This window comes from Mycobacterium sp. IDUB_28, from assembly GCF_055419285.1.
This window is the reverse complement of sequence record NZ_JBVAXK010000010.1, coordinates 84,887-108,281: the sequence shown is the minus strand read 5'-3', so window position 1 is coordinate 108,281 and position 23,395 is coordinate 84,887. Positions and strand designations below refer to the sequence as shown.

The following is a 23,395-nucleotide window of genomic DNA, read 5'->3' as shown; positions in this document are numbered from 1 at the left end:
GCATAAATGGTTACGAAAATCATTGTCGGTTTTGTAGCGGTATTCGCCGCCATTTTCGGGTGTGCACCGACGACCGGCGACGAGCCACCATCGTTTGGGGTTCTCAGCTGTCAATGTGCAATCCGAGCCGACATGCGCGTAGCGCCCGTGCACGGCAGCGAGGTGGAACTCGGACTCCTGGACGGTCTTGCGTTCGCACCAGCCAGGCCTTCGGGCCGACATCTACACTCCCAGTGAGCACCTCGGATTGGCCCGCACCAAGCTATCCAGACCCGGCGGAAATGGAAAGTTCCGTGCCTCACAACTGCAGCAGACGCTTTTGCGAAACGACTCGGAAACGCAAAGCGAAAAAGGGTGTGCACAAGTCCCCGTTCCGAACTCGATGTTGCTCACCCAGCGTCGCATCCGGCTGGCCGCCGGTCACCAGGTCACGAAAAGTGTTGGGCTGCAGAGACCGCATCGAAAATCTGTGCTGGTCTCAGCGTTGGGACCGTATCGGCAGGGGTGCGAGTGCGGAAAGGACCATCCGCATCGGGTCAAAAGGTCTCCAGTGACACCGATCGGACCGGATCATCTGCCGAGGCGGGACCAGCAACCCTGGGAGGGCCGGTCGCGTGTGCTGACGGTTTGGCTCGGCTCGGCGCGGTACACCTTCAACTGCGGGGAAGTCAGTGTGGGCCGCCACCACGACTGCGACATCTGGCTGCGCGACGCTGACCCAGTAGTCCGCCAATGGGTCTCGCGCCGACATGCGCTTTTGCAACTCGATGGCCCGCAGTGGAAAGTCGTAGACCTCAGCCGGTACGGCATATTTGTCGACGGCGTTCGCGTCAGCCTATTCGTCATTCGCGATCGCCAGACCATCACGCTTGGTGGTCCATATGGACCCCAATTGACCTTCGGTATCGGTACCGACGGCGCTGCTTCGATACCCTGTAGTTTGCCAACGCTCAAACGGATACCTGCCTCACTTTCCATTCACACCTCGGCTGACGCCGCCAGCACGACGCCACTAACCCGGCCGCAACATCATCCGCGGCTTGCAGAGGTCGGCGGGGTCGGTGACACGGTAGGCATGCCGACGTCAATTGCCCCGGTGGTGCGGGGGACTGTTGGTCGGGCTGTGACCAATGAGCTCGTCATCGACGATGCCTACGTATCACGCGCACACGCCATGTTAATTCGGACAGGCACGGGTCTTGAAATCCGCGACCTGAACAGCGCCAACGGGACTTGTGTCAATGGTGTGTCGATCACCCGGGCCCGGTTGCGCGAAGGTGACAACGTCACGATCGGCAACACCCACTTAGTGGTGTCAGGAAACCACCTGGTACCGTGGCGGCGCCCGATCCGATGATCGTGCTGACACCGGTTGAGCGCGCAACGCGGCGTTGGGCGCGGACACAGCTCCTTGAACCGGCGGGTCGCTGATGTGAACAAACCCCGCTTTGCGCTGATGAGTGCGGTTGTGCTGGTTAGGGCGGTGCTCAACGACCTGTTCAGGCGGTCGTCGAACATAGCCCTCTCTATCGCCGTCCTCGCGGAAAAGGAAGCATTGGTGGCTGGGTGGGAAATCTCAATTGCACGCCGCCACCGGCTGCTAGAAGGCAACAGCGTCGAGGCAGGCGTGCGCGAACAACGATCAGCAAGAAAGAAGTCCGTGATGGCAACCGCAGCGGGCACAGCACCCTACCTATATCGACGCGGGAGGGCGACCGTCATAGCCTCAACACTCGGCGATACCCGCTGGCGCCACCTCCAACGCGCGCATGCTCGCCCAGCGATACCCGGGGCAGCACATCGCAATCACCTCGTCATGCTCGCGTTGGCGGTGCGTCAAAGCAGCCGCTCCGAAACGCTCGGTTAGATCGTGCGTGAGCTGCCGTGGACGCGGTTCTGTGACCAGCGTTGTCCCCAGCGCAACACCTGGCACACGGCAGGTTGGCCGATGAGGCCCGCGCTCGTCTCTGTCGACCTGGCCAGGGCCCTAAAGATCGGCCACCCGAACGCCCCGTTGTCGTGCAGTTGGTGACGTGTAGTGAGATCACTCAGGGTAACCGCTGAACGGTTTGGGAGGTGGGCCGCGGTGACCCAACCTAAGCGAGGTAGGTGGCGCATCGCTGTGCAGGTGATCGCCGTGGCGGTGTTGATCGACGTCACCGTGTCACCGGCCATCTGCCCTGCGCAGCAACGACCGGTCACGCCAGCGCCTGGAGTTGCACCGGCCGCGAGCGCGCCGCGAGGGCCGGCTACATTGACCGTCAATCCTGCACCCGGCAGCCGCAATGTCGATCCTTCGACTCCGATTGTGGTCACGGCCAGCACAGGCGTGCTGGTCGCGGTGCAGATGGTCAACGAGACCGGCAAGGTCATCGATGGTGTCCTGACACCGGATCAAAAGGTGTGGAAGCCCGCCGTGCCTCTGGGGTACGGCCGCACCTACACGCTGACAACCACCGGTCGCGGCACCGATACGACTACAACGACTTGGACTACAACCTTTTCGACCGTGATGCCCGCTAGACAGACCGCGGTGCGGCTCACCACCACCGCAGACACCTCTCTTCGTGACGGCGGCATCTACGGTGTGGGCACGGTGGTGGTGGCCCGCTTCGATCAAGCCATTCCCGATCGCGCCGCCGCCCAAAGGTCCCTGCGAATCAGCACAAACCCGCCCCTCGAGGGGGCATGGAACTGGGTGGACGATCAGACCGCGCACTGGCGCCCGCAGCACTACTACCCCCCAGGGACCAATATCACCGTGACCACCAGTCTGTACGGCACAGCGCTCGGCGAGGGACTCTATGGCCAAGAAGACGCCCAGGTCAGCTTTCGCATCGGCGACGCCCACATCGCCATCGCCGATGACGCCACCAAACAGGTGACCGTCTATAACAACGGGGAACTCGTACGCACCATGCCGACCTCCATGGGCATGGGTGGCAGCCAAACCATCGGCGGTCGCACCTTCAGCTTCTGGACCCAGCCCGGTGTCTACACCGTCATGGACAAAGCCAACCCCGTCATCATGGACTCATCCACCTACGGGTTGCCGATCAACTCCAGGCTCGGCTACCGCGAGACCATTTCTTATGCCACGCGCATCAGTCCCGACGGCATCTACCTACACCAGCTCGATGCAACGGTCTGGGCGCAGGGCAACACCAACGTCTCCCACGGCTGTCTGAACCTCAACGCCGCCAACGCCCGCTGGTTCTACCAATTCTCCCAGCCCGGCGACATCGTCGAAGTCCGCAACACCGGAGGCGCGCCCTTAACCATCGACCAAAACGGCGACTGGAGTGTGCCCTGGGACCTGTGGCTGGCCGGCAGCGCGCAGAGGTAACTTGAATCAAGCGGCCGATCCTATCGGGCATCAACCTTACTAGACGCATAGAGCATGTGCGGGCTGGCCAGAGCTCAACGAGTAACCGGCCGCGTCGATCATCACAGACGCAGAGCCCAGCGTCGACCGCGGAAGTGCAGGACAGTGCGGCTAGCGGGGTGGATGTCAATGCGCCAGAATGATTCTGGCGGAAGACCGAGTGCTGCAAGAATCGCCGCTCGGATCACTGCGGGATGGGTCACGGCCACCGTCGATTGGGTGGCGTCGGTCAAAGATGTTAACCAGCCCGAGACCCGCTCGATCAGCTCATAGATCGATTCGCCGCCGTGTGAAGTCACTGCCGGGTCAGTGAGCCAGGATTGCAAATCGTTATCGTTGAGGCCGCGTAAGGACTTGCCACGCCAGGCTGGGCAATTCAAGTCGCTTAAGCAAGGTTCTATGGTTGCCGCCGTCAGGCCGGACAACGTCGCAGTCTGGCGAGTGCGTTGCTCAGGTGCGGTGAATTGGCGATTTTGGCCGCTGACATCGAAGGTCGTGCAAGCTGCGTCGACCTGCGCCCGGCCGATGTCGTTGAGCGGTTCGTCATCGGGAAAGCGGCGCGCTGCCATCGCGTCGGTCATTCCGTGCGACACCAGCACCAGTCGCAAGACACCGGTCACTTCGCGGTAGAGACCCGTTCGCGCTGCGTTCGCGGGGCCAGTACCCGCCCTGCGAGCATCGAGAAGACCAGGCCAATTGTCACCCACATCACTAGTTGGGTACCCAACGAGGCCAGCCTGAACTGATAAAGGACATCGGCGGGAAACCCGGGAAAGATGATCGTACCGGCAGCATCACGCATCGGCCCGGGCGTCTCGGTCTCGTCCGGCAGGATCAGCATCGTGGCTACGATTGCCGCCGTGTAAGCACTGGCCGCGAGCAGAGTGGCGTTGGACGCGCCTTGCCGTCTGCACAGACGCCGGCCAAGCCACACCGCCAGGCCGGCAAAAAGCACCGAAGATAAAAGCATCCCCAAGTAGCACAGGGTCCGCGTTGCGATGGTGTCAGCCTGACCCACGGCGGGGGGATTCGGCGGATACTTCACAAACGGCACCAAGTACACCGCGACGAAACCTGCGGCAGTCAGGCGAATCGAAAGAGGCCGCGGCGCAGCGCTTTTCCAGCGACCGTAGGTAACGCAGAACAGCACGGCCAACAACGCGCCAATCGCGGTGCCGAAAATCAGGAGCCCGAATCCTAATCCCGCGTTGCCCTGTACGCCGCGGGAAAACAACTCCCCCCCGTGCTGATGGACGCCATAAGCATGCGCAGCCTCAGTGCGGCCATCTTCAAATTCAATCGCGCGGCCGATGGCGGGTTCGGCGAACAGACGGGCGAAGACATACGCGATAGCGGCACCCACCACCCCCGCAAGGACGCCACGCGCAATCAAACGCTTCTCCATGACTCGGCTTAGTGGCAGGGAAACCCGAGCAAATGCCGAGCGTCATGGAAGAATTCGTGCAGGTGAGTGTCGCTGCCAAACAATGATACTGCGCCTTGGTCGATGCCGATGAAGTAGATCGCCACCATCGCCAGCGCCGCCGTCGCCGCCATCCACAGCGGCGCCTTTGCCGCCGTCAGATCAATAGGTTCGGCTGGGATCGATGAAGAGTTCGCCACAATTGCCTCCTGCTGGGATTACGCGTCCCCTTTGGTGTTGCCGAGGTAGCTCACGGGCGCCAAGTCTGACCGTAGACGGTGACGCGACCGTTCCGGAGTTTCGCTAGCTTTCGAAAGCTCGTCGACTTGGCAGTCTAGACGGCTCAACAGCAATCCTTCTAGCCCACCACCCCAGGGCGAGCCAACTCAGATGCTTCTGTTTGTGCCACAGACCGAGATAGGCCACCCTTCAAAATCAGTCGGTGTCTTGAATTAATTCCTGAAACAGCGGACATTCGACTGCATGCCACTCGCGGACGACAATTTCATTGTTTACGGGGTCGCGAGCCACTTCTGCTCGCCAAGGTAGGCAATCCGGGCAAGCCACCACTTCGCATGCATCACCATCGTCGTTGAAAGCCCGTAGATCAACGCTTCCGATCGGCGCGCTAAAACTGACATCAGGCCGTGGCGGCCGAGCGGATTGTTGGCGGTCGCTCAACCTCTGCGAGCTCGGTTGGGGGTTCCGTGCGAGATTTCCGGCAGGATCCCCGGTTGTCATCCGACGGTGCAGTCGCTGTTCAAGACAGCCGGTGCAGAGCCGGCCGTCGTTATCGCCTGCGGCGGTCCGCACTTCGTCTTCTACCCGGCGCGCTTCATCCCCGTCAAGCCCGCAATCGGCACAACAGATTTTCCGCAGTTCCATCGACCACTCAAGGGAGACCGTCTCACCTCTCGAGGTGATGAAGTCACGCCATCCGTGGCCGCCGCGAATAGCGACCACGGTCAACGTCTGCTTGCGGCAGTAGGCAGCGATGGTGTCCTCGATAGCCCTCTCGACCTCCGCCAGGCTGTCAACGGTGTTCACGAGGCCGCCACCGCTGTTGATTAACCACACCACCCGGTTACCGGGGGATGGCCGATACTCGAACTCCGTCATCGTCCTTCGCCCCTAGCTGTTGCGCACCGAAGAACTGTTGCGCACACGGTGTTCCCGCCGCCGCGGCCCCACATGCCGCGCGGAAACCTTGCCAGTCGTGTGCCGGGATCGTAGCCTTCGCGAACAGCTGGACCTTTCGCCCCGCCGAATTGCAGTAGCGCAATCCCTCACCGTTGCCTCACACCACAGGTTTCTCGTATGCCAAGCCGCCGCCATTCGACAGGCTGGATTCAGTTTAGTCATCAGTGCCGAGGTTCAATGCCAACGCAGCACAGGTGCGCTGCCCGGGGCAAACGCGGTGACCCGCGTCTACGCAGATGCCGCCCCAACAATTGCGGTGTTCCATACAACACGAACACCTATTGCCCAACTGTCCTCTCATCGAGACTGATGATGAACTACCCGTGTTGTTCCTAGTCGGTCGCGAAAACCGGGGTGGGCTGGCTCGCGGGGTGTCAGGTGCCGGTGAGGACGTCCTCGTACTCGGTTGAACACGGGGCCCGTCACCAGACACCGTTGCAGATACGTCGCCTTCCGCCAGTTCTTCGCATCGAAGCAACAGCGGGTGACTGCGCGCGCAACACCACGTAGCACCGCGCTTAATCAGCGCTTCCTGGCAAGCGCCGATGACGGCGACTCACTTAGTCGGGAGCGTTCTGGTCCAGTGCCCCATCGGGCGTCGATGACGCCGTCGCGTAGGCCGCTTCGCGGGTAATCACACACATTGACACTGATTTCCTAGACGCTGAGAACGCCGCACGCACCGTTTTGGGCGAACACGCTACCGCCACCCCGAAACCCAACGACGGCACGGTGAAGATGATCCGCCAAAATCAAAATCGCCAAAGACGTTGCCGTCAAAGCCCGTACGGCAGCAAAGGTGCCGCTGAAGACAATCATCGTCAATGCGCCCTGGCCCAGCTACGCGAACAACTACAGCCCCTGACGAAAATGGTGCTGATACGCCGCTGCGGCGGGTTGCGGCCCGGCCAAATCACCACCGTCGATCGCTACCAAACACACCTTGCGTTCGATCGCCCGCCGCTGGCTGCTACTCAACGACGAAATCGGCGAACACGAACGACTGCTGAGGGCAGACACCGCACAGTTGGCCCAGGCGGCCTCGGTGCTGAATCGGTGAGAGTTGTCGCCGGCGACAACGAGCATCTGGGCAGCGGTGTCGTCGCCGATCCCCATTACAGCGATGAGTTGGGGTGCCCCGGCATCGACCGGCAAAACCGTCCGCTATCGGCTCAATTGGGTGGTCACCGCCAAGCCAACGCCGCCCTCTACCGCGCTGTCGTTGTCCGCATGCAACACCATGAACCGACCAAAGCCTACGTGGCCCGCCGCACTGCCGAAGGCAAGACCCAAGCCGAGATCATCCGCTGCCTAAAACGCTTCCTCACCCGAGAAATCTGGGCACTCACGCGCCCACTGCGCACCGTTCCCGAAGCCCACCAACTGGCCGCTTGACGACTATAGGAGCATCAACGCCCCCGCCGAGGCAGGCAATGCCCCATAGACCTAACCCATTGAGCCGCGCACACGTCGCGCCTGCCGGGTCTGCTCGCCCGATACTTCGGCTGACCTAAATGACGAAACTAGTTCACACAATATGGACGGCTGTGCCGAAAACCGGTTAGATTCGACGCATCATGTTCACCGGCGGACTGAAGCAGTCGTCGTCGCGATCCGCAGTCGTTATTGCAGCAATACTGTGGTTACTGGCGGGGCCCGCGGCGGAGTTTGAGCACACCGCACCGCCGAGACGCGACACCGCCCATTCCACGCTGACCTCCTTCACCGGTGCGGTCGCCGTCAACGGTGATCCCACGCATCTGAACCAGTTCCCATCGCCGAAATGTCCGAAGGCGTTCGACACAACAATCTTGCCTCGCCTGGTGCCGGGCCTGATCGCGCTGTGGACGGTTGCCCTCACAGCCGTCATCGCGCGATGGGATGTCGGGGGCATGCCGCAGTCCGGACGCAGCCCGCCATCAATGTGCGGCATCGCCATCACGGGTCGAGATCTGTTGAGCAGGTTGTGCATCGCACGTCGCTGACCGGTCGGCGTCATCATCAGGCGCTGCGCAGCTATGGCATCGCTGACTGAATCGGCGACCGGGCTGACCCCATTGTTGCGTGGCGGTGCCGGCCTACTTCTCTTTCGGCCTCTGTATACGGCTTGCGCCCAACTGATCTGACGCCATTCCCGAACGGGGCATATTTGCTGTCGATACGGCGCCCGGGGCCTGGCCGCGCAGACATGTTCGTTTGGGGGCTTACCCGACGCCGCTGCGAAAGGACACTCACGTCCGCACCACACTCTTCTTGGAATATGACTGTCAGCACGAGCAGCCGAGCCGCAAGCAGGCGCTAGGCGCTGCCGGCAACCGCACTGCCGTTGTTGGGCGCGTCCTGATCTCTACATTCTTGTCGGCTCGCATCACCACGGAGCCGCCCGCCGCGATCAGGTCCAGGATTCCCGTGCCTGACGGCACGCGAAGCAACGCACTCCGACGGTTGCTTCCGTTCGAATCAGCGCCTGTGTGATCGAGTCGACACGATGGATTTCGGACTGCTACCGCCGGAGATCATTTCAAACAAAATGTTTCGTGGTCCGGGTTCGGAGCCTTTGCGTGCGGCCGCCGCGGCATGGGACGAGCTCGGAAATGCACTGTATGCCGCAGAGATTTCTATCATCTCAGCCATCTCATGTATGGGCAGCGAGGCCTGGCAGGGACCCTCAACCACATCGACGATCAAGGCGGTCAAGTCCTACCTGGAATGGATCGGCCTAGCAGCCTTGGGCGCCCACCACACTGCAGCACAAGCAAGGTCTGCCGCCAAGTCTTACGAAACCGCCTTGATGAAGACGGTGCTGCCGCCGCAGATCAGCGCAAACCGCAGCCAGTTGCGTTGGCTTGCCGCCGCGAACCAACTCGCTCAGTCCGCGCATGTCATCGCCGCTCTCGAGGCAAACTACAACGAAATGTGGGCGCGCAACGCCGGTGCGATGTACGCTTACGCGCGCGATGCGGCAAAGGCGACGCGGCTGAATCCCTTCCCAATGCCAGGTATCGAACCGATCGCTGCAGGATCCGCGGACGCACCTACCGCGACAACGCAAACCCAGCTCACGCCAGATGGACAAACGTATTGCGTGGTCTCAGAAGCGTTAACAACGCTGGCAAAACCAGCAAGCTCACCTCGCACGCCACAAAAACTGCCAACTCCCGTCCAGAATCCCACGAATCCCGGTGGCTGTGGAACACCCTCGCCCATGTCGGCAGTGCTGGATTTGGTTTCCACGCTAACAAACCCTGACAACGATCGCGGGGACACCTCCGGTTGGCCATCGCCGATGTCGGTACAGGCTTGGTACAGCGGTCGCTGCGTGCCCAGGAAGTGCCGTCTGGGAACGACTTCTGGCAGCCAATTACCAGCAACGCGCGGCGGTGTCGGGCCCGCGGCCGCAGTCGGCGAACTCTCGGTGCCGCGAGCTTGGATCGAATACCTGAGACGAGGCTAGTCAGTGAAAATGTTTGCCTCGCGGTAAGATACGTAGTAGGGGAACGGGGAGTACACAGTCGACCCATTCGCGGAAGGGCTGTAGTCAATGTCTTCGCCGCAGCGGAACAGTACCCAGATTTCGACCGTCGTCATCACCACCGAACCGCGCAGGCAAGCTCACGGTTTGGACTGTAGCGGCTCACCGCAGCGCAGCGGGCCGAGAATGTGATGGCTGGGTAGGTGTCGCTCCCGCCGCGAGAGTGCGGGCTGTTCCAAACAGTTCTGGTGTGACTGCCCCTCGCGCTCAGCAGTCAGGCGCTGCCTCACGTTGTCCTGGCGTTGTGGTTACTGCTATGAGGTTAGCGTCCGCCTTCCGCTGCGATGCCGTAATTTGCCCAATTCAAGCAATCTCGGCTGATAAATAGCCCTTTTGCAGCGGCCAAACAGAAAATTCGGTGCCTGTGGCGATCACTTATTGGTAGTCGACCGCGATTACCGGTTATCCGGCCGCTATGACTAAGAGGGATAATTGACCGAAATGCTGTATCGACGATAGCGTTCGCCCTTGATGGTGCTGATCACCGTCGGTAAGTGAAGCCTGTGACCGCAACGCCGCGAATGTCGGAGTATGCCTGCATATCCTCCCGCTTTCGTCCATCTTCTTCGACCTCCTTCGGGCAATGTGTTCGTGGCTCCGCGTTACCGTAACGCCGGGTCCCCACTGCATGCCGGCAGGTCGGAGCCGATCGTCCGCCTGTCGCGGCGATGCACGAATCTCGAAGATCATCGATCATCAGACAGATCCGATGAACTGCGGATTATTCTGGCCAGCGGTCGCGATGCCTGCCCTAGAGCGAGTTGTGTATGGCTTGCATGGTGTCGATCTCGCTTTGCTGATTAGTTACGATCGACTGTGCCAGCGTGATCGCCGGGGTGTATTGACCGAAATGAATCTCGTCTCGAGCCATGGTAATTGCGCCTTGGTGATGCTGAATCATTTGTGTGAGGAAAAGCTTGCTGGCGTCGATGCCTTGCGCATTTTGCAGAGCCTGCATGTCCTGTTCAGAAATCATGCCTTCCATCCCGGGCATGCCGGCGTGGCCCGGCATCCCCGGCATCGTGGTTGTGGGTGTGACGCTAAGGGAAGTTGTCGCAGGCGTTTGCTGCGCCCACTGGCTCAACCAGGACTGCATCTGCTGGATCTCGGAGCCCTGCGCTGCCTTGATTTTATTGGCGAGGTCGATCACGCGAGAATCGATGCCTTGTTTGCCAAGGATGGTGTCGCTCATCTGAATTGCTTGCTGGTGGTGAGTAATCATGCGCTGGGCAAAAGTGACGTCGTTAGCATTGTGCGCTGCAACAGTGCCTTCGGCCGGACTTGACGCTGCGGAAGGCATGCGAAAGGTATTGCTGGGCGCGGAAGGATTGTCTGAGTCGCCGCACGCTACCACCGTTACTAACACCGCGATAGCTGCTGCAACGAGAGTAAATAGCCGTCGCCTCACAGTGACTTCCTTTCGGACTCACGCATTCCGTGTTGAATATGCCGAGGATAGGTACATCAGCGCTGCGCATCCGGTACCCAAAGAGCATGCCGTCAAACCCCACGGACTATGTTGGCTAGCCGGGCAATCGTTGAATGGTAATCTGCCGCGATCACGTCAGCAGGTTAAACCCGTGCAGTCGCAGGCTGCTGCTAACGACAGGGTACCGAAGAAAAAGGCGATCGCAGCACCGCTGAGCATCAGATTTGAGCAGGGTTGGCCGCCGCCGGTGGCGGCGCAGCGATCTTATAGGCGAAGGCCCAGAACGGATTGCGCTCGATGGAGCTAAGGTGCTGCGGGACAGGCGGATTGCGCGCATAACTACGCGGACCAGCATCGAGCCGCTTTCTCGGTGGCAACACCGGTGCCGGTGCCCATGGCGAGAACGACATTGGCCGGGGCAAGGGCGGGCCGCATCATTGATGCCTTAACAACATGCAAAGATTCGCCGTCGATTGCAATCGCCTGGCGGTCTCGACTTTTTTGGGCGGCAGGACGTCGGCGACAACGTTTTCGATGCCGACCTGTCCGGCCACCGCGGCGGCGGCGGACCTGCGTCACCGGTGAGCATGACCGGTTCAATCCCAGCGCGCGCAGCTGTCGACAGCCTCGGCTGACGTCAGGTTTCACCGCGTCGGCCAGGTCCAGCACCACGCGCGGCTGGCCGTCCCAGCTGATTGCTACCGCGGTCTTGGCGCGACACGGCCCGGTGCCTGGCGCTACCACCTCCGGCAGCTGCTCTGATGACTCAGTTTGCAGTCGAGGGCGGCCTACCACCCACAGGATGACGTCTCCGATGCCAGATCTTTGACGGTTAGCGAAATCCGTTGCCGCGGAGATCACTAAGCTTTTCCCCGTACGCCGTTGGCAATAGGTTTGACGACTGGGTGCTTCTCGTGGGTCTTGCCGGTTCCCGGTGGGGCCGAGCAGCACCACGTCGCGGACTTCGCCAGGAACGCACACTGTGCCCAGGTGGGCGACAATGTCTCGGTGCAAGACCGATTGGTGATCGAAGTCAAAGTGCTCCAACAATTAACGGGTTGGGAACCCTCCGAGCGGATGCCGGCGGCGCACCGGAGGCTCGCGGGGCCGCGACCTCCCGGGAGAGCACCGGCAGATAGTCCTCCTGAGTCCAGTGACCGGCGCCACGGGCGGCAACGCCAGCATTTGGGCTCGATGGGAATCGAGGAAGTCGACCGGACTATGATCTAAGGCGAGCACCCGACGGGCGTTAGCGATCGGAAGTTATTGGCCCAGTTGACTGTTGAAGTCCGCCGGCAAAGCGAGCTGAGCCCCGGCCGGAACAAGGTCTCCGGATAGCGGTTGCTCGCTCCACAATCCCCTTGCATTCGGGATCATATGGTTTGAGTTGCATTAACCGCGAACCCAGCCTGCCCATCAACGCCGTGACCGGACCAGTCAACCGACCTCGGCCCGATCCGGCCTCGTTGTCCCCCACAAGTCAGGAGCCGCCGCGGCGAAGCCGCCCGGAAGTAGCTGCCACATCCCGGCCACAAGGTCCATGGTGTGACGCGAGGCCCAGCATTACCAGGGCGACGAACCGGGAGAACGCCGCCATCACTACCACCGGTAGCACCGCCTCCTGGCCGAACCCGACCGCGATCCTGGGTGCCGGGAACCACAGGTCCCACTGAATCGCTCGCCCCGGTAAATACTCGAGGCGGTCAACCGGATCGGCGGGCAGGTACTCCGGCGGATCGCTTGGGACCCGCTCTCGCAAGTACGAACTCGAACCCGCCCGCACCGCCCCACTCGGCAAGCACCGCCGCCGGCATCTGCGGGTAAGACGACAGCAACACCCGAATCGGCGGCACCCCCGAGCTGATTCCCGACGACGTCGAAGCCGAGTGCGCCGAGCACAACCCGGTGCCGATGATCCGCGTGGCCAATGACCGAGGCCAGGATCCAGGCGAAGACGACCGTCAGCATCTATTTGGGCGTTGAATGCCAGCGCCTATAGGCGAGCGGTCGCTGGCATCCAAGATCAGCGCCGAGTCCTCGAAGACGGGCGATCAGCGTTGGCCAATAGGCGCAGTCGTGCAGCCAGGACGTGGGCTACTCGCGCCAAGCTCATCAGCGTTTTCGTCCGGCGGCCCCGTGGGTTGTTCACCGATACCGGATGATGCTCTCCTGATAGTCGCGTAGGGCGCTGATCGCCCGATGCTTGCGGGCGTGTGCAGCTTCGGCCAGGGCCTGACGCTCTGACACGGCATCGGGCGATAGGAAGCTGCCGCTACCGGGTGAGCCAGCCAGGCCCAGTTTGTTCATCCGCTTGGGAACCGGGGCGCCCTGGTATGCCAACGGAGTGGGATGGCCATCCTCGACGGGACCCAGCGGCTGGTGAAGCTCAATATAGGCGCCGTGCGGCAGCCGTTGAATGATGCCAGTTTCGACGCCGTACTGGAGCACCGCGCGGTCACTGCGCTGCAATCCGAGACACCACCGGTAGGTGACGAAGAACACGATCGGCGGCAACACCACCATTCCGATGCGCCCAATCCACGTCGTCGCGTTCAGCGAAAGTTGGAACTTCAGCGCAATGATATCGTTCATGCCGCTCAGGGTGAGCACCATGTAGAACGCGATCGCCATCGCCCCAATGGCGGTGCGCACCGGGGCGTCGCGAGGCCGCTGCAGCAGGTTGCGGTGGGTGTCGTCACCGGTCAGTCGTCTTTCAAGCAACGGCCAGGCGGTCAGCAGCGCGAAAACCACACCCATAATCACTGCGACGGCAAAAGCCGCAGGCACCGTGTAGCCCCAAATGTAGAACTCCCATGCTGGCCACAACCGGGCCAGTCCCTCGGTCCACATTAGGTAAAAGTCCGGTTGCGAACCCGCCGAGACCTGGGCCGGCTTGTAGGGCCCCAGGTTCCAGATCGGATTGATCTGCAAGAGCCCGCCCATCAGTCCGAGGACGGCGACGGTCGCTGCGAAGAATGCGGCGGACTTAATCGCGAACACCGGCATGACGCGAACGCCGACCACGTTCTTCTCGGTGCGACCGGGCCCAGCAAATTGGGTGTGCTTCTGAAACCACACCAACGCCAGGTGCACCCCGATCAACGCCGCCAAGATCGCCGGAAATATCAGTACGTGGATGGTGTACAGGCGCGAGATGATGATGTCGCCAGGGAAGTCGCCGCCGAACAGCGTCCAGTGCAGCCAGCTGCCGATTACCGGCACGCTCATAGTGATCGATGACAGCGCAATCCTCAACCCGGTACCCGAGAGCAGGTCGTCGGGCAGCGAATAGCCGAAGTAGCCCTCGAACATAGCCATGATCAGCAGTAGCGAACCGATCATCCAGTTCGCCTCCCGGGGTTTGCGGAATGCGCCGGTGAAAAAGATGCGCGCCAGGTGCACCATGATCGCCGCGGCGAACATCAGCGCAGCCCAGTGGTGGATCTGGCGCACGAACAGCCCGCCGCGCACCTCGAAGCTGAGGTCCAGCGCGCTTTCGTACGCCCGTGACACCTGCACGCCACGCAACGGCTGGTAGACCCCGTTGTAGCGCACCTCGGCCATGGACGGATCGAAGAACAGCGTCAAGTAGACACCGGTGATCAGCAGCACGATGAAGCTGTATAGGGCGATCTCACCGAGCAGGAACGACCAGTGGGTGGGAAACACCTTGTTCAGCTGGCGTCGCATCGCTGCTGAGGGATGGCAGCGCTCGTCGATAGCTTCCCCTTGGCGGACTACAATTTCGCGAAGTTTCGCGATCACAACTTGACTCGTCCCTTCGGTGTTGACGCGGGAACACTAGCGTCGGGTGGATCGGCGTTCCCACGGGCCTCTAAGCTCAATCGCGCACGACGTCAACGTGACGTCGTAGTGCAGCGCAGTTGGGGCGCCGGTTGACTGGTCGACCGCGCGACGTATGCATAGCGTCCGGTGTTGCGCCTTCGCCATCGCCCGGTCGGCGCCGGGGTCACATGACCGCGCTTTTCGCCGCGAGGTCGACCGGTATCTAGTCATTCGACCGTCACCCGTCTCGCCACGGACCCGGCGCTGGGCACTACGTCCGCGAGCTGGAGTACCTGTGGCTACGTCGGGGGTGACAGGCTTGTCGTGGCACGGTCCATCACCGGTCAGGGCGGTGTATTGGCCCGTAGGGTTCGGCGCAACGTTCGTCGCCGCCCTGCCTTCCATCGGCGACAGCATAATCAGCCTGCGGTGTGGTGTGCTCGAGCCCGAACTCGCCATGCGGCACCGTTTCGATGCGGGAGCGGACCGTGCGAGACTCGGCATCATCACACGCCGCGCCAGCCGGATCGCGATCAGCGCCAACACGAGCGACACTGCGCTCGTGAGCATTTGAGCCGTGTCGGGGATCAACGACAAGCGACTCGCGACGGCCGATGACCACCTCGACGGCCACAAAAGCCACGATAAGGCCCTGCGCTGGCGATAACCATTTGCTGTCCGCGTCCGCCGACACCCCCATCCGCGTGGTTGATGCCATGCCTGGATGCGTTTGGCGGCGCCGAAAGGATTCGCTTCGCCCGTACGATCAGTGGTGGCCGCCACGATAACCTCCGCGGTGGCCACCATAGTAGCCCTCGCCGAACAGCCCACCGAGAAAGCCCCGTGGACGGGGAGCCTCTGCATAGACCGGCCGCGCTGAGAACTGCTGCTGAGGCGGATAGCTTCCCGGGGGCGGTTGCTGGGATTGGGTGGCGTAAAACTTGCCCTCGGCCTCGGCGAGCTGCTCCATCTCGCCGCGGTCAAGGAAAATGCCGCCGCACCCGGTGCACTGATCGATCGTCACCCCGAACCGCTGCACTGGCAGCATCTGCGACACACACCGTGGGCACAGCAGCGTCGATTCCCCAGTCTCCGTTGATCCACGCCTGGACTCCATAGGCCCTCCCTGGTCGAGTACCACCTCCACCCAGACTAACAAAGAATAGTGAAATGCGCATGTATGCATGAAAATTATGTTCTTCGGGTTTGGCTTCCTGCCTATCAGGTGGCCGCCGCGGTGCGCAGGTGGCGACACGCAGGCCGGGCCGGCGTATCAAGCGTCGGGTCTGTTCGCGGCCTAGATGCCAGCCGCGACGTTTCATGGTGTGGTGCATCTTTTTGACTCCGTAGACCGAGTATTTGCCATGCACCTCCCGCAGGTCGGCCATCAGCTGTGCGTCGAGGATTTCGCGATCTGAGGCCGGGTGGGTCCGCGCGGCTCGGTAGCTTCGAGAGGACAGGAATCCCGGGGTTGCTGCCCGCAATACCGCAGATGAGCTCGACCCCGAACTGATCGCGATGTGCATCGAATTGCGCGATCATTTCGGGGTCGAGCTCCACTGCGAAAAACGCAGATGCAGACTTCCAAATCTCGTTGGCTCGTGCAAGTCGGCAACTTCTCGCTTCGGCCGGTGAATCCGGCATGTTCGAAACTCGTCGTGCCGGATCGCTCGCCGGCATCAACCTGGGGCTTACGCCGCCACCGGCGCACCAACTCCTCCGAGACGCCGAGTTGGCTCGGCCACCTACTGGATCGCCTCGAACTCCGACTTGCGAAGCTCCAGCGTGGAGTCCAACAACGGCAACGCACGATCGCGAAACTCCGGCGAATACTGACCGGGCATGCTCCTGATCCTCCAATAAAGACCGGAACAGACCCCGAGGCGGTTCATTTGTTGCCACGGCGGTTCAGTGCCGACGCGATCGCCACGCTGGTTGTAGTGGCGCTGATGCTCGGCAGAGCGTGACAAGTAAGCGCTGGACGGTAGGGGCGCTATCCGCCAACGTCCGAGCCGTCGCTGTTAGCCGGACAGTAGGCCGCGATCGCAGCGCCGATGAAATACCCCGCTTCATGCGCGCTGAGTTGCGCGGCTCGGGCCAGCGGCAGTACTAGCGAGCGTTCGGTATGACCTGTGCTGATATCGCTGCAAACGGTATGAGCGGTCGCGACCGCTTTCTCGGAGTTGGCGACGGGGATTGCGTGACGTTGCAGCGCCGCAATAAAGGCGTCGTCGGTGGCATCGGCCGCGACTGGCGCCGCGACAATCATTGCAGCCACGGACAGCGCTGCGTTTAGCAGCATCGACAATCTTGCGCCGCTCAACGACAGCCGGGGTATGCGCGGCTGGGGCGACGGACGCTTCATTGCCGCTGCCGCTGCCGCGCGTGAGGCAGCCACCGCTGAGGCCGGTTGCTTGAGCTCGTCTTCAGCGGGCGTCGACTGCTCTCGGTCATAGGTAAGCCGACAACGGATCCGACGCGAGCTCTTCGTGACGACTGCCACCGACGACGCGTTGTGCAGGATCGCGGCCCGAACGGGCGACAATGCTGCACCGAGGCCGATCAGCAGCCCCGCGGCGTTGACAGCGCTGGACATTCCGCAATTTTGCCAGATGACTCTGACCGCCGCGGCGCCCAAAACCAAGACATCTGCGATCATACGAGATGTCGTTCGCGAGGGGAATGTCGCGGTCTCCGCGGCGACATCGATGCCGGCCAGGCCCATTGCGATCCCGAGGTCAGCGGTCGCCAGCGCCAGCGCATCGTTGACGCCGTCACCGACCCTCCCGGCGTATCTGTCATTTGGAACGTCGCGCACTGAGGTGAGTTTGTCCTACGGGCATCACCTTGCGCACCACTCGTCGATACCTAGTTACGGGCTACCACCTCGGCGGTGTCAGGGTGATCTCTGGTCAACATGACGATGCGCCGTATCCCGTTAGCCCGCAACCGCGTCAGCACTTCGGCGGCCTCGGGCCGGATTCCGTCGCGCAGGATAATAAGACCTGGTTGCCCAGCAAGAGGTCTGCCGCCCTGGACCGCCACCGCTCGCACGCGCTCTAATCGTCTCAGCTGTGGGTGGGGGTAACCCACGGCAGCGCGCTGAGCACCTACCGTAGAGAGATTGGCAAGATCGTGCTTTGAGTTTGCCAACCTTGAGTGGTGCAATTCGGTGTTGTCGTGGTCGCCGCCATGTAAGTGGGCCCTGCCGGGCAGAGGCGGGCGGCGAGATCGTCGACGCGGTCGCCAATGTCGTCGCGGTCTACCGCATTCGTTCGCGGCCCCTCGATGCCGCGCAGTGAGCGCGTGCAGAATTGCCAACAGCAAACATTGAAACGACGACAGCGTGCCTAACGGTGTCGCCTGTGGTTCAGGTCGAACTCATCAACTCACGGTTGGGCAGGACTATGGCTTGTGTGATTCGCAAGCGGACCGCATCAGCACGGCCGAGCGGGATGGCGTGCCGAGCAAGTCGTCGCAACAACCCAGATATGGGCAGGTCACCCATGTCGGCTGCACTCCGCATTTAGGCCCTATTGTCCGAATCGGTTATCACACAAGGCCGTCGGCTCGCCGCCCGGGGACCGGACCCCATGGTAGCGCGTCGCAGTTGTCAGAACGCCCAAGGGATCCTTTGACTCGCAGCACTTTTGTTGAGTTGCCGATGCACGTTCCAATCGCGTATGCGAGCACCCTCAGATGGTTCGTTTCAAACTGATAATAAAAATGAATATGTTTGATTGAGATTGAGCTCCTGCGGTGACTACGGATCCGGCGCGGCAAATGAACAGTTACTGGCTGAGCAGTGAACAAGCTTTCCGGAGCCTGTGTGATCCGTGTAAGCCTGGCATAACGTGGCCAGGGATCGGCTAAGCGACGAGCGACGGTGGGGGTCACTAGCCGCTGCATGCTGCGATGCAACGTGAATCTGGGGGAGGGCGGGAATGTTGACTGTTTTCGCAAAGCCGGACGCACTGGGTGGTGCTTCCGATGGACTGATGTTCATCAGATCGGGAATGCCCCGCCGGGCCAGCCGCTGCGGGCCCAACGATGCGGTTGTGCCAGCCTCGCCTGACCCGCTGGCGCTGATCACGGTCAACCACTTCGTCAGCCACGCGAATCTGTTCCAGCAGATTAGTGAGCAGGCCGCGGCGGTCCGAGAGCAGTTAGCGGCCACGTTGGGTCGTGACTCTTCGTACGCCACCACTGAGGCCGCCAACGCCGCCGCGGTCGGTTAGGACAAGAACTTAATGGTGGATTTCGCAGCTTTACCGCCGGAGATCAACTCCGCGCTGATGTACGCGGGACCGGGGTCGGGGCCAATGCTGGCCGCCGCCGCGGCCTGGGAAGGGCTGGCCAGCGAACTGGCGGCCGTCGCGTCGTCCTACGCAGGGGTTGTCACCGGCTTGACCGACGGTCCGTGGCTGGGGCCCTCGGCGGCGTCTATGGCGGCAGCAGCCACCCCGCAGATCGCATGGCTGACCACTACCGCCGAGCAGGCCGCGCAAACCGGCGCGCAGGCTGTCGCAGCGGCGGCTGCCTATGAGGCCGCATTTCTGGCGACGGTGCCGCCACCGGTGATCGCAGCCAATCGTGCCCTGTTGGCTGGGTTGTTGGCCACGAATTTCCTGGGCCAGAACACCGCGGCCATCGCCGCCACCGAAGCCCAGTACCTCGAGTTCTGGGCGCAGGACGCGGCCGCGATGTACGGCTACTCGGGTGCTTCGGCGGCGGCAGCGGACCTGCCGGCGCCGACCCCGCAGTACATCGCCACCTCCATCAGCGGCATCGGCAGTCAGATCAACGCCCAGGTGAACGCCCTCAACACTTCTCTCGCGGCAGCGGGGTATCACGATGTGGTGAGAGCGCTGAGTCAGGCGGGCGGGCTGACAAATGCTCCGCCCTGGCTTACCAACCCGCAGGCGGCGCTGGGTTCGACGGGTCTGGCCTGGAATTCCAACGGTGACGGGATTGTCCTTAATGGGGTGTTCGGCGACATTATGGAAGGCATCACCGGCTCGCAAACGATAGATGGCAGCACCGGTTTTGACACTTACATCCGGTTGGTTTCGCCGCTGCGTCTGACTGCCACCGCGATGAAGGACATCGACGGCCTTTTTCACAGCGCGTTCCCCGGCTTCGGAAAGGCCGCTGAGGGTGCCGCCAAGGCCGCCGCTGGCGCCGCGAGCGGCGCGGCTAATGCGTTGCCAAGTCTGGGAAGCGGGTTGGGCGGGATCACTGGAGCGGTCGGTAACGCGGCCAAGGTTGGGGCAGTGTCGGTTCCAGCAAGCTGGACGGCTACTCCGGCGGCAACCCCCATCGCCGTGGCGCTCAATAGCGCTGCTGGTGCGGCTGCCGCAGAACCCGCCACCGCTGCATTCGGCGGGCTGCCGATGGCGCCCGGCGCCGGCACTGGCCGCAGCGTGGCGAACTTCGCCGCTCCCCGCTACGGCTTCAAGCCGACCGTAATCGCGCAACCGCCGTCCGGCGGATAGCACGCAGCCAGGCATGGGTGCGCGCATGCTGTGAGCACACCAACGGAATTCTTGACAACTGCGAGCCAAACGCCTCGCAAAGCGATTGCTGCTTTATAATTGGTGGGGAATTAGCTGGATCGCGACCAAGCGCTGGTTGGTGTGGCATTTGGGGCATGTTTGCGCCGAGGCGGTGGCGTTGTTAGCACTTATCGCCAGCCCGGAAACCTCAGCGGAATCCCGTCAGAGGCGAACTCGCTTACGAGCGGGTAAAGCCTCTACCCGGCAGATTGGCCTGTGACAAATACGCAGCTGACCGCGCGGATCGAAGAATGCCTAGCCGTCTTCTTCCTGCCGATGGAGTAGTTTGCTTAGGCTACTAATTGCGATGTCCGCCTGCGATGAGGAGCGAATGGCGGGTAATTATTTTCAGTACCAGGTACCCCCACCAAACGAAATTCGCGTGCCGGTTGATCCGGAGTCACGTGCGTGAACACACCCGACGGCGCAGTGCTGCTGGATCCTCCGCACCGCGAGAAGCTCGTGGGATTGACGGCCGGACAGCTCCAAGCACTCAATGCACTAAGCGAAGAGCCGGCGACGGGGCGGTGGCTTGAAACATGCTGTGTTACAGACGAAGTCGGTAAACCAGTGCATGTCACCGCTCACCAGTCTCGGCACACGGCAGGCACTCGGTGGATCGACCATGACGTGCCCCATGAAGTGGTCCGACGGCTACTCGACCACACCAACCACACCATGACCGCCGTGTATGCCCGGCCGACCGACAGCACGATTCGTGAGCAGTGGGAACGTGCCCAAAAGATCAACATCCACGGTGAGCCCGTCGACACCACGATCGACGCACCACTCGCCGACGGCGAATGGATTGAACAGAACCTCACTCGCGCGGAGATGGCGCTGCCCAACGGCTATTGCGATCTACCGCTGCAAAAGTCGTGCCCACACGCCAACGCATGCCTGACCTGCCCGCTATTAGTCACGACCGCCGAATTCCCGCCTCACCACCGCAGGCAACTCGATGACACCCGCGCACTGATCGCCCGCGCGGAGACCGACGGCCACACCCGCCCGGCCGAGATGAACCGCACGGTCGAAACCAACCTGATCACCATCATCGCTACCCTCGAAGCCGACCGACACGACTGCCGTTGCGCCATAGCGGTCGGTGAAACATGCTGTGAAAGGACTCATCCGATGCGCCGCAACAACAGCCACCACCTGGTCGAGGCCGCCCAACGCCGTCGCAAAGACACCCTCGAACGCGCCCGACAAGCCCTGCAGAAACTCGGCGAAACCGGCGAGCGGCGCACCGTCACGCAGGTTGCCGCCCACGCTGGCGTCTCCCGCTCATGGCTGTATTCCCAGCCTGAACTGCCTGACCGACTCCGGTGGCCGTTGCAGAGGTCAGGCGGTGGCCCGCCGACGCGAGACGCGAACAGCCACGCGTTGACAGTTTTCGCCGTTGTTCAGGGTTATCGGACACCCTATGGGATTGACGACAACGATACAGTTGTCATCGGCTCGTCACGTCCGATCATCTGTCACGACAGAACTGAAATTCGAACATGTTGCGGCAGAACCGAATTACCGATAATTGCGTCAAGTGCCTTTCCCAGTGCCAACAACTCGCCATCTCGGCGGCTTGTGAGAGTCCACGCAGGACGCGGAGATGCGGCGGTTCAGACAACGCTGGCGCGTTCGATATGGTCGGGGGGTTCGACCTGGATGGTGGGGTGGGTGACGCCGTAGCCGGCGAGGATGTCGTGAGCGGTATCGAGCACGCTGTGCCAGTCCTCATCACGAGGCACAACGAGGTGAGCCGTGGCCGCTTCCATACCGGAGGTGATGGTCCAGATGTGCAAATGATGGACGGCCTCGACGCCGGTGATCGCCGTGAGCCGGCGTTGTACCTCGGCGATGTCGATGTCGGGAGGTGCCACCTCCATGATGATCCGCAGCGCCTGCTTCGTCAGTTGGTAGGTGCGGGGCAGGATGAATAGGCCTATACCAGCGCCGACGATTGCGTCCGCGTACGGCCAGCCCGTGGTCGAAATCACCACGGCGGCGACGATCACGCCCACGGAGCCCAGCATGTCGGAGAGCACCTCCAGATAGGCACCTCGGACATTGAGGCTGTTTTTGGCGCCGGTGGAGAGCAACCGGAAGCTGATTACGTTTACCGCCAACCCGATGACTGCAACTACCAGCATCGGCACGCCCAAAACCTCTGGGGGCTTAAGAATGCGCTGGAAAGCCTGATAGAGCACGTAGCCAGCCACACCGAACAGCAACAGTCCGTTGATCACGGCAGCAAGAACCTCAAGGCGATAGGCACCGTAGGTGCGTTGCCCCGCGGCGGGCTGACTGGCCAAATGGATCGCCGCCAGCGCCAAACCCAATCCCAGCACATCGGTGCCCATGTGCGCGGCATCTGAAATCAAGGCCAACGACCCGGTGAGGATGCCACCTGCTACCTCGGCCAGCATATAGCTGGCGGTCATCGTCAGGGCCAGCGCCAGCCGATTTTTGTGGTCCGCCCCAGCCGAACCGGTCGGCAAGTTCTCTCCCGCAGGCGAACTCTCGTGGCTGTGTCCACCCACCATGACCTCCTCAATCGAGTCGCAGGCCGGTGCCATTCAACATCTTCGGGTTACCAGGCATGGGGTACGGGCTGGCCACGGTATTCCCACCGGTAATCTACGTCGACGACGCAGCATCGTGGTCACTCGGGGGCTATCTCAGGCCGTGCGGACGCCGCACACCGCGTCCATGCAGGGCTGCCCGCGCCTCTAGAGGCGGGCCAAGAAACACAGGCACGTTCAACGCCATCCTTGGCAAGCGCGGCGTGGTGTTGGACCAATAACTTTGACTTGGCGCGCTGCAAAGCGCAAAGATGACCAACATCTCGGCGTTTTCAAGGTTGCGAACGGTCACCATCGTCGCGCTGTCGGCGGCATGGCCGACCAAGGACCGCCTGCAGTCAAAAACCGGGAGGCTGTCGCTCTGGCCAACTCACCTCAATCTCAGAAGCAGCAGGTCGCTGCGATGCAGAACCTCTACGGAAGGCTGTAAACATTCCCCGGCATGCTCCGTCCTGCTTCTGCTCTTAACGTGCTGCGCTCAGCGCGCAGCTCCTCGATAG

The 23,395-nt window shown here is 62.0% G+C and carries 20 protein-coding genes and 1 pseudogene; 8 read left to right on the top strand and 13 right to left on the bottom strand.

Annotated features, from left to right (window positions below; all coding sequences use genetic code 11):
- The first annotated feature begins 616 nt into the window (after positions 1 to 616).
- The gene (locus ACZYZ9_RS20505) at positions 617 to 1,357 is read left to right on the top strand and encodes an FHA domain-containing protein (RefSeq protein ID WP_463828101.1); all 741 of its coding nucleotides are present in this window, start codon (positions 617 to 619) and stop codon (positions 1,355 to 1,357) included.
- A gap of 729 nt (positions 1,358 to 2,086) precedes the next feature.
- Positions 2,087 to 3,346 carry a L,D-transpeptidase gene (locus ACZYZ9_RS20500; protein ID WP_463828100.1) on the top strand — a complete coding sequence of 420 codons (1,260 nt, stop codon included), beginning with the start codon at positions 2,087 to 2,089 and terminating at the stop codon, positions 3,344 to 3,346.
- Between the two features lie 101 nt (positions 3,347 to 3,447).
- Here ACZYZ9_RS20500 and ACZYZ9_RS20495 read toward each other — a convergent pair whose 3' ends face one another.
- The 4 genes from ACZYZ9_RS20495 to ACZYZ9_RS20480 form a co-directional block, all read right to left on the bottom strand.
- The gene (locus ACZYZ9_RS20495; RefSeq protein ID WP_463828099.1) at positions 3,448 to 4,005 is read right to left on the bottom strand and encodes a histidine phosphatase family protein; all 558 of its coding nucleotides are present in this window, start codon (positions 4,003 to 4,005) and stop codon (positions 3,448 to 3,450) included.
- Positions 4,002 to 4,790 (bottom strand): CbtA family protein, encoded by a 789-nt coding sequence (locus ACZYZ9_RS20490; protein ID WP_463828098.1) that lies wholly within the window; start codon positions 4,788 to 4,790, stop codon positions 4,002 to 4,004. The genes ACZYZ9_RS20495 and ACZYZ9_RS20490 overlap by 4 nt, the downstream gene beginning before the upstream one ends.
- 8 nt (positions 4,791 to 4,798) lie before the next feature.
- Positions 4,799 to 5,008 carry a CbtB domain-containing protein gene (locus ACZYZ9_RS20485; protein ID WP_463828097.1) on the bottom strand — a complete coding sequence of 70 codons (210 nt, stop codon included), beginning with the start codon at positions 5,006 to 5,008 and terminating at the stop codon, positions 4,799 to 4,801.
- A gap of 235 nt (positions 5,009 to 5,243) precedes the next feature.
- Complete coding sequence (locus tag ACZYZ9_RS20480; protein ID WP_463828096.1) at positions 5,244 to 5,927, bottom strand: hypothetical protein; 684 nt, start codon at positions 5,925 to 5,927, stop codon at positions 5,244 to 5,246.
- Between the two features lie 813 nt (positions 5,928 to 6,740).
- Here ACZYZ9_RS20480 and ACZYZ9_RS20475 point away from each other — a divergent pair.
- From ACZYZ9_RS20475 to ACZYZ9_RS20465, 3 genes are all read left to right on the top strand, one after another.
- Positions 6,741 to 7,403 carry a hypothetical protein gene (locus ACZYZ9_RS20475; RefSeq protein ID WP_463828095.1) on the top strand — a complete coding sequence of 221 codons (663 nt, stop codon included), beginning with the start codon at positions 6,741 to 6,743 and terminating at the stop codon, positions 7,401 to 7,403.
- A 182-nt stretch (positions 7,404 to 7,585) separates the two neighbouring features.
- Positions 7,586 to 7,993: a putative copper homeostasis (lipo)protein LpqS gene (gene lpqS, locus ACZYZ9_RS20470; protein WP_463828094.1), complete on the top strand. Its 408-nt coding sequence runs from the start codon at positions 7,586 to 7,588 to the stop codon at positions 7,991 to 7,993.
- Between the two features lie 503 nt (positions 7,994 to 8,496).
- Positions 8,497 to 9,462 (top strand): PPE family protein, encoded by a 966-nt coding sequence (locus ACZYZ9_RS20465; RefSeq protein ID WP_463828093.1) that lies wholly within the window; start codon positions 8,497 to 8,499, stop codon positions 9,460 to 9,462.
- 829 nt (positions 9,463 to 10,291) lie between these two features.
- Here the strand turns inward: ACZYZ9_RS20465 and ACZYZ9_RS20460 are convergent.
- The 8 genes and pseudogenes from ACZYZ9_RS20460 to ACZYZ9_RS20425 form a co-directional block, all read right to left on the bottom strand.
- Complete coding sequence (locus tag ACZYZ9_RS20460; RefSeq protein WP_463828092.1) at positions 10,292 to 10,948, bottom strand: DUF305 domain-containing protein; 657 nt, start codon at positions 10,946 to 10,948, stop codon at positions 10,292 to 10,294.
- Between the two features lie 1,724 nt (positions 10,949 to 12,672).
- Positions 12,673 to 12,897, bottom strand: a complete 225-nt coding sequence (locus tag ACZYZ9_RS20455; protein WP_463828091.1) for a hypothetical protein — start codon at positions 12,895 to 12,897, stop codon at positions 12,673 to 12,675.
- A gap of 217 nt (positions 12,898 to 13,114) precedes the next feature.
- Positions 13,115 to 14,734, bottom strand: a complete 1,620-nt coding sequence (qcrB, locus tag ACZYZ9_RS20450) for a cytochrome bc1 complex cytochrome b subunit (RefSeq protein WP_463828090.1) — start codon at positions 14,732 to 14,734, stop codon at positions 13,115 to 13,117.
- 358 nt (positions 14,735 to 15,092) lie between these two features.
- Positions 15,093 to 15,473: a hypothetical protein gene (locus tag ACZYZ9_RS20445; RefSeq protein WP_463828089.1), complete on the bottom strand. Its 381-nt coding sequence runs from the start codon at positions 15,471 to 15,473 to the stop codon at positions 15,093 to 15,095.
- A 48-nt stretch (positions 15,474 to 15,521) separates the two neighbouring features.
- A complete protein-coding gene (locus ACZYZ9_RS20440; RefSeq protein ID WP_463828088.1) occupies positions 15,522 to 15,812 on the bottom strand; it encodes a TFIIB-type zinc ribbon-containing protein in 291 nt (96 codons plus the stop codon).
- Complete coding sequence (locus ACZYZ9_RS20435) at positions 15,736 to 16,143, bottom strand: hypothetical protein (protein WP_463828200.1); 408 nt, start codon at positions 16,141 to 16,143, stop codon at positions 15,736 to 15,738. Before ACZYZ9_RS20435 ends, ACZYZ9_RS20440 begins: the two co-directional genes overlap by 77 nt.
- A gap of 605 nt (positions 16,144 to 16,748) precedes the next feature.
- Positions 16,749 to 17,024, bottom strand: a complete 276-nt coding sequence (locus ACZYZ9_RS20430; RefSeq protein ID WP_463828199.1) for a DUF732 domain-containing protein — start codon at positions 17,022 to 17,024, stop codon at positions 16,749 to 16,751.
- A gap of 189 nt (positions 17,025 to 17,213) precedes the next feature.
- Positions 17,214 to 17,761, bottom strand: a pseudogene (locus ACZYZ9_RS20425) (HAD-IC family P-type ATPase); the annotation flags it as partial.
- Positions 17,762 to 18,699: 938 nt separating this feature from the next.
- Between ACZYZ9_RS20425 and ACZYZ9_RS20420 the strand changes: the two are divergent.
- From ACZYZ9_RS20420 to ACZYZ9_RS20410, 3 genes are all read left to right on the top strand, one after another.
- Positions 18,700 to 18,993 carry a PE domain-containing protein gene (locus ACZYZ9_RS20420; protein ID WP_463828087.1) on the top strand — a complete coding sequence of 98 codons (294 nt, stop codon included), beginning with the start codon at positions 18,700 to 18,702 and terminating at the stop codon, positions 18,991 to 18,993.
- 12 nt (positions 18,994 to 19,005) lie between these two features.
- Positions 19,006 to 20,250: a PPE family protein gene (locus ACZYZ9_RS20415; RefSeq protein ID WP_463828086.1), complete on the top strand. Its 1,245-nt coding sequence runs from the start codon at positions 19,006 to 19,008 to the stop codon at positions 20,248 to 20,250.
- A gap of 468 nt (positions 20,251 to 20,718) precedes the next feature.
- Entirely contained in the window at positions 20,719 to 22,002 is a 1,284-nt protein-coding gene (locus ACZYZ9_RS20410; protein WP_463828085.1) for a DUF6262 family protein, read from the top strand.
- Here the strand turns inward: ACZYZ9_RS20410 and ACZYZ9_RS20405 are convergent.
- Positions 21,933 to 22,856 carry a cation diffusion facilitator family transporter gene (locus ACZYZ9_RS20405; RefSeq protein WP_463828198.1) on the bottom strand — a complete coding sequence of 308 codons (924 nt, stop codon included), beginning with the start codon at positions 22,854 to 22,856 and terminating at the stop codon, positions 21,933 to 21,935. The two genes, ACZYZ9_RS20410 and ACZYZ9_RS20405, sit on opposite strands and share 70 nt — an antisense overlap.
- Between the last annotated feature and the right edge of the window lie 539 nt (positions 22,857 to 23,395).